This is a genomic window from Brucella thiophenivorans, from assembly GCF_002252445.1.
Classification (GTDB): domain Bacteria; phylum Pseudomonadota; class Alphaproteobacteria; order Rhizobiales; family Rhizobiaceae; genus Brucella; species Brucella thiophenivorans.
In genome coordinates this window covers 1-8,544 of sequence record NZ_NNRJ01000032.1, presented here as the reverse complement: position 1 = coordinate 8,544, position 8,544 = coordinate 1, and the positions used below count along the sequence as shown (strand labels likewise).

Genomic DNA, 8,544 nt, shown 5'->3' with positions numbered 1-8,544 from the left:
TATTGCCAGCGACGTTAGCAACGAATTTAAAAACGTTGGTGAGCTGAAATTCCTGACGGTTGATATAAAAAACTAACTAACTTGTTGATTTCCACGTAGAGGTGAGCCGGAGGGGGGTGCGGACGTTCGGCTTTTTGGTTTGTTAAATGATTGTCGGGCGGCGGTTCTCGCCGCCCGACGTGCCATTAGCTGATTAGGCGTAAACGGGCATTTTCGAAAGCGTAGCCGTCATCATCGCGAGCACGGCGTGACAACTCTTCAAAGCCGAGTTTGGTGTAGAAATTCACGGCTTGCTGATTGTCGGTGTAAACCTCAAGCTCAAGTTCACCTTTACGATTGAGAGCATATGAGATGAGCTGACGACCGATACCAAGCCCTTGCTGGGCTGGAGAAACGAAGATTCCTCCGATGAAAGTATCGAGCAGACTTATAAAGCCGCTGGGCTCCTCGTCAACGCACGCCACCCAGGTCTCGGCATTAGATGTTCGGTCCCATCTTAATCTCAAACAATTCGCATTGATTTTAAACAGCGTATTCCCGACCGTCGCGAGAAATTCCGGAATGAAACGAGCTAATCGGAGTGTTAAACCAAAAATCTAGATAAAATTGTGCTAGTGTAATCGATCTGAAGCGAAGGATATGCAGCTTGGACAAGCAGCTGATAACTTTCAATGTCGGTTCTTCCAGCGTGAAGATCGGTTTTTTCGCGTATGATGGTGAACAGATCGTAAAAATCTCCAGAGGCGAGATGGATCTGAACGGTTTTCCTTTAACTTTTCGGTTACGGGGAGATCATTGCAACCTAGATATCGTATTAGAGACATCTGGTGCAGATGAGATCGCTTTAATCGTTGAAGAACTTTTCTCGAGGCTCTCGACGCATACAAATCTCTCCCGTATGCTGGCAGTTGGCCATCGGGTGGTTTTCGGCGGTGACCAATTCATCCAGCCAATCTTGGTAGATGATAAGCACATCAACGCAATCGAAAGATTGTCAGGTTTTGCTCCGTTGCACCAAGCGAAGAGCGCCGCTTTGATCAAAGCGATCCAAAAACTCTTTCCGCACATCAAGCAAACCGTATCCTTTGACACCGCGTTTCATCAAACCATCCCGGAAGTCATGCGCCGCTTCGCGCTTCCGCGTGAATTCCACGAGCGTGGCTTAAAGCGATATGGCTTTCATGGCCTCTCCTATAAATCGATAATCGGCAGTTTTTCCAAGAAACAGCCACAGCTTGCTGCTGGAAGGATCGTAGTCGCACATTTGGGCAGCGGAGCCAGTCTTTGTGCCATCAAAGGGGGCAAAAGCATCGATACAAGCATGAGCTTCTCAACACTGGACGGTATTCCGATGGCAACCCGCTGCGGGGCGCTCGATCCAGGCTTGCTTCTCTATTTTCTGCAACAAGAGAAAATGCCTCCAGATGCGCTATCAGATCTGCTCTATCATCGCTCGGGCCTTTTCGGACTTTCGGGATTAAGCGGCGACACACGCGATCTCCTTGAAAGCAGCTCCCCACAAGCCCGCGAAGCTATCGAAGTTTTCACTCTGCGTATAGCAGGTGAAGTAGCTCGTCTTGCTTGCACACTAGGTGGCCTTGATGCGCTCATTTTCACTGCCGGAATTGGTGAAAACCAGCCAGAGATCCGCGCTGCAGTTTGCCGACGCCTCTCTTGGCTGGGGATCGATCTTAATACCGGCGCCAATAATCGAAATACGTTCCGGATCACCACCAACTCGAGCCGTACGGCTGCATTTGTACTTCCTACCGATGAGGAACGTATCATCGCCTTGGAAACACTTCAGGTTCTTGAGAACAGCGCCGCTTAAACCGTAACTGACATGACTGCGTAAATCAGTGAAGGAGACGAAGCATGAGCAGGGCATCACCTCTTGGTCCTCTTAATTCCGAGGACCTTTCGCTAATTGACCGGTATTGGCGCGCGGCCAACTATCTATCGGTAGGGCAGATTTACCTGATGGAGAACCCGCTCCTGCGCAAACCGCTTGAACCGGAACATATTAAGCCCAGATTGCTCGGTCATTGGGGTACAACACCTGGCCTCAATTTCATTTATGCTCATCTTAATCGCATTATCAAGCAACAGGCTGCCAATGTAATCTACATATGCGGCCCCGGTCACGGCGGTCCGGGCATTGTGGCGAACACCTATCTCGAGGGAGTGTACTCGGAAATATATCCGGCAATAAGTCAGGACGAAGCAGGCATGGGCAAGTTATTTCGCCAGTTTTCATTTCCTGGAGGCATACCAAGCCACGTCGCGCCTGAAACTCCGGGTTCGATTCATGAAGGCGGAGAACTTGGATACTCCCTCGTTCATGCCTATGGCGCCGCTTTCGACAACCCAAATCTGGTGGTTGCTTGTGTCGTAGGCGATGGCGAAGCAGAAACAGCAACGCTTGCTGCTTCATGGCATTCAAACAAGTTTCTCAATCCCTCGCGCGATGGCGCAGTCCTGCCGATCCTGCACCTCAATGGCTACAAGATAGCTAACCCCACTATACTGGCGAGGCTAGCAGATAATGACCTGACGAATTTGTTCATCGGTTATGGCTATGAACCGTTCTTCGTCGAGGGCAGCGAGCCGGAAGCAATGCATCAGAAAATGGCGCAAACACTTGATACGGTCTTCGAACGTATTGCTACGATCAAGAAGAATGCCGATGTAAAATCACCAGAACGTCCGTTCTGGCCCATGATCATCCTGCGAAGCCCGAAAGGCTGGACGGGTCCCAAAACAGTCGACGGTCAAATTGTAGAGAATTACTGGCGCTCGCATCAGGTGCCTGTTGCTAACTGCCGGGAAAACAGTGGACACAGACAAATCCTCGAAGACTGGCTGAAAAGTTACGTTCCGGAGGAACTCTTTGACAAGAAAGGTGCATTGAAAGCCGAACTGCGCGAACTCGCTCCAAAGGGCGAGCTACGCATGGCTGCCAATCCACATGCAAACGGAGGATTGCTGCGCATCGAACTTCACACACCCGATATCCGTGATTATGCTGTGGCTGTGGATCAACCTGGCATGATCCAGGCACAATCGACCAAGATTCTTGGTGAATATTTCCGGGACGTTTTAAAGCTCAACGAGCATGAAAAGAACTTTCGCATATTTGGTCCAGATGAAACAGCTTCCAATCGTCTCAGCGCTGTTTTTGACGTCAGCAACCGTGTTTGGATGGCGGAAACGCTTGATACAGATGATTATCTTTCGTCAGACGGGCGGGTAATGGAAGTATTAAGCGAGAACTTGTGCCAAGGTTGGCTCGAGGGCTATTTGCTGACCGGCAGGCACGGGTTCTTTTCTTGCTACGAGGCTTTTATCCATATCGTGGATGCGATGTTCAATCAGCATGCGAAATGGTTGCAGGTTGCGCAAAAATTAAAATGGCGAAAGACTATCTCGTCCCTCAATTATCTCCTGACGTCTCATGTGTGGCGTCAGGATCATAACGGTTTTTCCCATCAGGACCCAGGCTTCGTTGATCTCGTCGCAAACAAAAGCGCGGACGTAGTTCGAGTTTATTTCCCACCGGACGCAAATACTTTGCTGTGGGTTAGCGATCATTGTCTGAAGACTTGGAACCGAGTGAACGTGATAGTGGCGGGGAAGCAGCCAGAACTACAATGGCTTGCAATGGAGGACGCCATACGCCATTGCGAAGCGGGTCTGGGCATATTGGACTGGGCTGGAACGGAAGACGGTCTGGAGCCAGACATCTTGATGGCTTGCGCGGGGGATGTCCCGACAATGGAAACCCTTGCTGCTGTTGATCTTCTACGCCAGTCACTGCCACATCTGCGAATCCGCGTCATCAATGTCGTGGACTTGATGGTTTTACAGTCACCGCAGCATCACCCGCACGGTGTTAGTGATGAACATTTTGATCAGATTTTCACAACCCACCGCCCCGTCATCTTCGCTTATCACGGCTATCCTTATCTCATTCACAGGCTCATTTATAAGCGCGTCAACCACCCCAACTTCCACGTGCGAGGCTTCATCGACCAGGGAACAACAACAACGCCTTTCGATATGGCGGTTCTCAATGGACTCGACCGCTATCATCTCGCAATTGCGGCTCTAAGACGTCTGCCACTCAATAACGAGATTGCGCTGCCCCTGATTGCCAAATTCGAAGAAAAACTAACACTGCATAAGAAATATGTATGCGAGCATGGTGAGGACATGCAGGAAATCAGGGATTGGAAATGGCCTTACACAAGATGAGTCTTCTAAAATGGCCCCAAACTACTTCTCTGTTTTGCAGGGACTAATGATGCTAAACTCGGGTGCTTGAGGGCCCGAGCGCCAATCGACCGCGGATTATTGCTTATATGCAGCGTGAATAAAAATCGCCTTTGGCTGCGGTTTATTACAGAGCTTGGAAGACTTACGCTCACGAAACAAGTCAATGCTTCTCTTTCGACAAAAAACAGCTGTTCTATTGATCCTTTGACAAGCAGTATTTAAGTTCCCGGAAAAACGTGGCAGGAAACGCTCAACTCCGCCGTTTTAAAATTTTGTCATGTATGATCATGCCGATCAACATTGAAACGACGAACAAAATGCTTTGCGGCAGCCCGAGTGACAATGACGCAATCGCGGGACCCGGACAGAACCCACCGATACCCCAGCCCAGACCAAACAGCGCGGAACCTAGGATCAGTGGTGTATCAATTCGGCGGTTGGTCGGCATATGAAAGTTCTCTGCAAAAACAGGACGCGGCATCCGTTTTACTATCTGGACACCCAAAAACGCCACCATGACGGCACCGGCCAGAACAAAAGCAAGGCGTGGATCCCATGGGCCAAAAATATCTAGAAAGCCTTGGACGTTGACCGGATTCAGCATTCCAGACAAAGACAGGCCGAAGCCAAAAATGGCACCCGCGGCAAGGGCAATGCAGAACTCAGAGATTTTCGGATTCATACGCCCAGCCCCCTCAGTAAAGTCACAGCAATCACTCCGGTTGTCAGAAAAGTGGCAACTGCGACCATTGATCGTGGTGACAGGCGCGCAAGCCCCAGCACACCATGACCGCTGGTGCAGCCCGATCCCATGCGTGAGCCGAAGCCGACAAACAAACCGGCGACGATGATCAGTGGCCAGCCAGTTGTAATCTGAACAAGTGGCCAATGACCAAAGATCACCAGATAGGCAACCGGCCCAAGTATAAGTCCCATAACGAAGGCGACATTAATCCAAACGCCGCTACCCTGTATCAGGCGTCCGACGATGCCGCTAATCCCCACAATCCTGCCATTGAGGATCAGCAGCATCGCTGCTGAAATACCGATCAGCATCCCCCCGATCAGCGATGAAAGGTAAATGTTCATTTTTCTGTCTCCAAGCAGAAGATGCCATAAAGGGCACTGACCAGTTTTGCGGCTTTATCTTCCGTCAGCCTGTAAAAAATTTGCTTCCCCTCTCGTCTCGTTTCTACAATCCCCGAACCGCGTAAAACTGTCAGGTGCTGTGACAGATGCGGTTGATGAACATCAACTTTTCCTTCGAGTTCGCCCACGGAATATTCTCCCTCCACCAAACTGCAGACGAGCATCAGACGCGCCGGATGCGACAGCGTTTTGAGCAGATTTGCAACTTCGCCTGCACGTGAAGAAAATTCCGCCCGGGATAATCCACCCTTCATCATCATAAGTCTATCAGTGGTTAGTCCCATGCAATCCCCTCCAATGCGTCCAGTGGAAACTTAAGGTAGCGCTTACCGTTGGATTCCGGCTCAGGCAGACGCCCGCCGCAAATATTCACCTGCAGGGCATGCAGGATAAGTTTAGGCATCGGTAACGTTTTATCCCGCTTGTTGCGCAGCGCAACAAATCCATCTCCAGTCATGCTGGCAATATGGGCATTCAATTTCTTCTGATCTCCCACTGTGCTTTCCCAGCGCGGCGCACGCCCACCCGGCTGATAGTCATGACCACTGAATATCCGGGTTTCGTCCGGAAGCTCCAGAATTGCCTGAATCGAACGCCACAAAACGCTTGCATGCCCGCCGGGAAAATCGGCGCGCGCCGTGCCACTATCAGGCATAAAGAGCGTGTCGTGAACGAAGGCAGCATCGCCAAGCACATAAGTGATTGAAGCAAGCGTATGTCCGGGAGAAAACATCACCGTGGCATTGATAGAGCCGACAGTAAATGTATCACCATCGGCAAATAGCCGGTCCCATTGCGAGCCATCCGTAGCCAGCTCAGGCCAGTTGTAGATTTTCTTCCAAAGCGCCTGAACATCGACAACATGCTCGCCTATCGCGGTTTTTGCAGCGGTTTTCTCTTTCAAGTACTGCGCTGCAGAAAAGTGGTCGGCATGGGGATGTGTGTCGAGTATCCATTCGACAGTTAAATCGTTCTCGCGAACATAGTCGAGCATTGCGTCCGCATTGGACGTGGAGGTTGAACCTGACTTTTCATCAAAGTCGAGAACCGGATCAATGATGGCGCACATACGGGTTTCCGGATCTGACACCACATACTGTACGCTCCAGGTCCTTTTATCGAAAAAGCCCATAACCTGCGGTCGACGTTGCTTAAACTGCATGAGCCAGACAACAGCAGCACTCGTATCAAATCCATGAAGGCGTCCCAATGCCGCTACTTCTTCGGCAGACATTCGTCCGTCAAGCATTTCGCCTATCAGATAAAGGTTCAGCGAACGCATCCCTGTCTTGCAATGAGCGAGCACTGGCTCTTCAGAACCTCTGACTACCTTCTGGAAAGCACGCACATCGGCTTCTGTAATCGAATTCATGCTGACCGGAATAAACGCATAGGAGAGACCAATCTGACGCGCTGCATTGCTTTCGGCTTGGTTTCCCGGTTGATCAGCATCTTCACCATCGGGCCGGTTGTTAATCAGTGCTCCGAAGCCATAACCGCTCAACGAATACAGCTCGTCCAAGCCTGGCTGAGCCGATACCGACAGTTTCTCTGATACTCTGGTGACAGGCATTTTTGCCTCCAATTTTTCAATATAAAAAATAACATAATATATATTGTGTTACTGTCAACCCCTCTGCCTGCACAACGCCTTTTGAGAATTGAAATGATGTGCAGGCTGTTCTCGGCAATAAATGAGCCCATTGGTAAAAGCGCCCATTAAAGCTAAGATTGCTGCGAATATCGATTGGCGGGAGATATTTATGAGCCGATCACATATAGAGAGACATCTCGTATCACGCATCGGTTGGTTGCGCGCGGCATTACTTGGGGCAAATGATGGCATTGTCTCAACGGCCAGCCTGATTATGGGTGTCGCCTCTGCCTTAGATGGAACAACACAGATCCTAGTTGCTGGCGTCGCAGGCCTTGTCGCCGGTGCGATGTCTATGGCAGCGGGTGAATACGTTTCGGTCAGTTCTCAGTCTGACACGGAGACGGCGGACCTCGCCCGAGAACGCAAAGAACTCGACACACAGCCTGAAGCCGAACTCGACGAGTTAACACAAGCCTATATTGATCGCGGTCTGACCAATGATCTGGCAAGGCAGGTGGCTGTAGAACTTACGGCACACAACGCCCTAGAAGCACATGCCCGCGAAGAACTTGGAATTGTAGAGCACATGGAAGCACGACCGGCGCGGGCCACACTGACCTCAGCTGCCACGTTCTCAGTCGGCGCGGCTCCACCGCTCATCTTGGTCATCATAGCGCCGCCTTCGATACTGCTTTACGCAGTCGCTATCGCTTCCTTACTATTTTTAGCTTTACTGGGTGCTATGGGGGCAAAGGCAGGAGGGGCAAATGTGATGAAAGCCACTACGCGGGTTACATTCTGGGGTGCGTTGGCCATGGCGCTGACCACAGGCATTGGCGCACTCGTCGGCATGGCTGTCTGATCATTTCGCATGCTATTTCGAATATATCGTCCAGAGTACAATGGGTATAAATTGCCTTCCTTCAAGGGCATCCAATATACACTTATCCATGCTTCCTCGACTGGCCTAAAGTATGCGTTTCAAACGAAGGACAAATCTTTCAAAACACTTATGTGGAGACCTGAACAATGCAACGTTCGGCGAAAGATAAATTTAAAGCCAGTCTTCTTATATTTGCTCTTTGTGGACTGATTATCGGGCTCGTTTTGTATCTTATCAATTATACGCATAGTGCACGGATCGCTTGGACGCTCGCGACTTTGCCTGTAGTTCTGTCGTTAGTCGTCGATATCATTCGAAGCCTGTGGCGACGCGAATTTGGATTGGATATCGTGGCTGCGATGTCAATGTCGGCGGCTCTTCTATTTGGAGAAACGCTGGCGGCCACAATTGTCGCCATCATGTATACCGGCGGAGCCTTCCTTGAAAGTTTTGCCGAAGGTAAGGCACGAAGCGAGATGCGTGATCTGCTATCTCGCGTTCCACGAACGGCAATGCGGTATGCAGGTGACCAGCTGCAGGAAGTTGCCGTCGATATCGTTCGACAGAATGATCGCCTGCTGATCCGGCAAGGCGAGGTCATCCCGGTTGTGTCGCAAAGTTTTCAGTCAGTTAGAAGCGT

General features: G+C 50.5%; 8 protein-coding genes and 1 pseudogene. 4 read left to right on the top strand and 5 right to left on the bottom strand.

Features of this window, described 5'->3' with window-relative positions; genetic code table 11:
- Positions 1–185 precede the first annotated feature (185 nt).
- Complete coding sequence (locus tag CEV31_RS13075) at positions 186–506, bottom strand: GNAT family N-acetyltransferase (RefSeq protein WP_268876353.1); 321 nt, start codon at positions 504–506, stop codon at positions 186–188.
- 140 nt (positions 507–646) lie between these two features.
- On the opposite strand from CEV31_RS13075, the gene CEV31_RS13070 reads away from it, so the two are divergent.
- Both CEV31_RS13070 and CEV31_RS13065 read left to right on the top strand, forming a co-directional pair.
- Positions 647–1,831: an acetate/propionate family kinase gene (locus CEV31_RS13070; RefSeq protein ID WP_094507513.1), complete on the top strand. Its 1,185-nt coding sequence runs from the start codon at positions 647–649 to the stop codon at positions 1,829–1,831.
- A 44-nt stretch (positions 1,832–1,875) separates the two neighbouring features.
- Complete coding sequence (locus tag CEV31_RS13065; protein WP_094507512.1) at positions 1,876–4,254, top strand: phosphoketolase family protein; 2,379 nt, start codon at positions 1,876–1,878, stop codon at positions 4,252–4,254.
- A 271-nt stretch (positions 4,255–4,525) separates the two neighbouring features.
- Here the strand turns inward: CEV31_RS13065 and CEV31_RS13060 are convergent, their stop codons facing one another.
- From CEV31_RS13060 to blh, 4 genes are read right to left on the bottom strand one after another with little or no spacing between them, the layout of a single operon-like run.
- Positions 4,526–4,957, bottom strand: a complete 432-nt coding sequence (locus tag CEV31_RS13060; protein ID WP_094507511.1) for a YeeE/YedE family protein — start codon at positions 4,955–4,957, stop codon at positions 4,526–4,528.
- Positions 4,954–5,364, bottom strand: a complete 411-nt coding sequence (locus CEV31_RS13055) for a YeeE/YedE family protein (protein ID WP_094507510.1) — start codon at positions 5,362–5,364, stop codon at positions 4,954–4,956. Before CEV31_RS13055 ends, CEV31_RS13060 begins: the two co-directional genes overlap by 4 nt.
- Positions 5,361–5,708, bottom strand: a complete 348-nt coding sequence (gene bigR / locus CEV31_RS13050) for a sulfite-sensing transcriptional repressor BigR (RefSeq protein WP_094507509.1) — start codon at positions 5,706–5,708, stop codon at positions 5,361–5,363. Before bigR ends, CEV31_RS13055 begins: the two co-directional genes overlap by 4 nt.
- Complete coding sequence (gene blh / locus CEV31_RS13045) at positions 5,699–6,997, bottom strand: bifunctional sulfur transferase/dioxygenase Blh (RefSeq protein ID WP_094507508.1); 1,299 nt, start codon at positions 6,995–6,997, stop codon at positions 5,699–5,701. Before blh ends, bigR begins: the two co-directional genes overlap by 10 nt.
- Before the next feature lie 190 nt (positions 6,998–7,187).
- Between blh and CEV31_RS13040 the strand changes: the two genes are divergently transcribed.
- Both CEV31_RS13040 and CEV31_RS13035 read left to right on the top strand, forming a co-directional pair.
- Positions 7,188–7,883: a VIT1/CCC1 transporter family protein gene (locus CEV31_RS13040; RefSeq protein WP_094507515.1), complete on the top strand. Its 696-nt coding sequence runs from the start codon at positions 7,188–7,190 to the stop codon at positions 7,881–7,883.
- A gap of 167 nt (positions 7,884–8,050) precedes the next feature.
- A pseudogene (locus tag CEV31_RS13035) lies at positions 8,051–8,544 on the top strand (heavy metal translocating P-type ATPase); the annotation flags it as partial.

What these genes read in the sequence shown, in the direction of transcription:
- CEV31_RS13040 (WP_094507515.1), top strand. Translation starts at nt 7,188, where the DNA reads ATGAGCCGATCACATATAGAGAGACATCTCGTATCACGCATCGGTTGG.
- bigR (WP_094507509.1), bottom strand. Translation starts at nt 5,708, where the DNA reads ATGGGACTAACCACTGATAGACTTATGATGATGAAGGGTGGATTATCC.
- CEV31_RS13065 (WP_094507512.1), top strand. Translation starts at nt 1,876, where the DNA reads ATGAGCAGGGCATCACCTCTTGGTCCTCTTAATTCCGAGGACCTTTCG.
- CEV31_RS13055 (WP_094507510.1), bottom strand. Translation starts at nt 5,364, where the DNA reads ATGAACATTTACCTTTCATCGCTGATCGGGGGGATGCTGATCGGTATT.
- blh (WP_094507508.1), bottom strand. Translation starts at nt 6,997, where the DNA reads ATGCCTGTCACCAGAGTATCAGAGAAACTGTCGGTATCGGCTCAGCCA.
- CEV31_RS13060 (WP_094507511.1), bottom strand. Translation starts at nt 4,957, where the DNA reads ATGAATCCGAAAATCTCTGAGTTCTGCATTGCCCTTGCCGCGGGTGCC.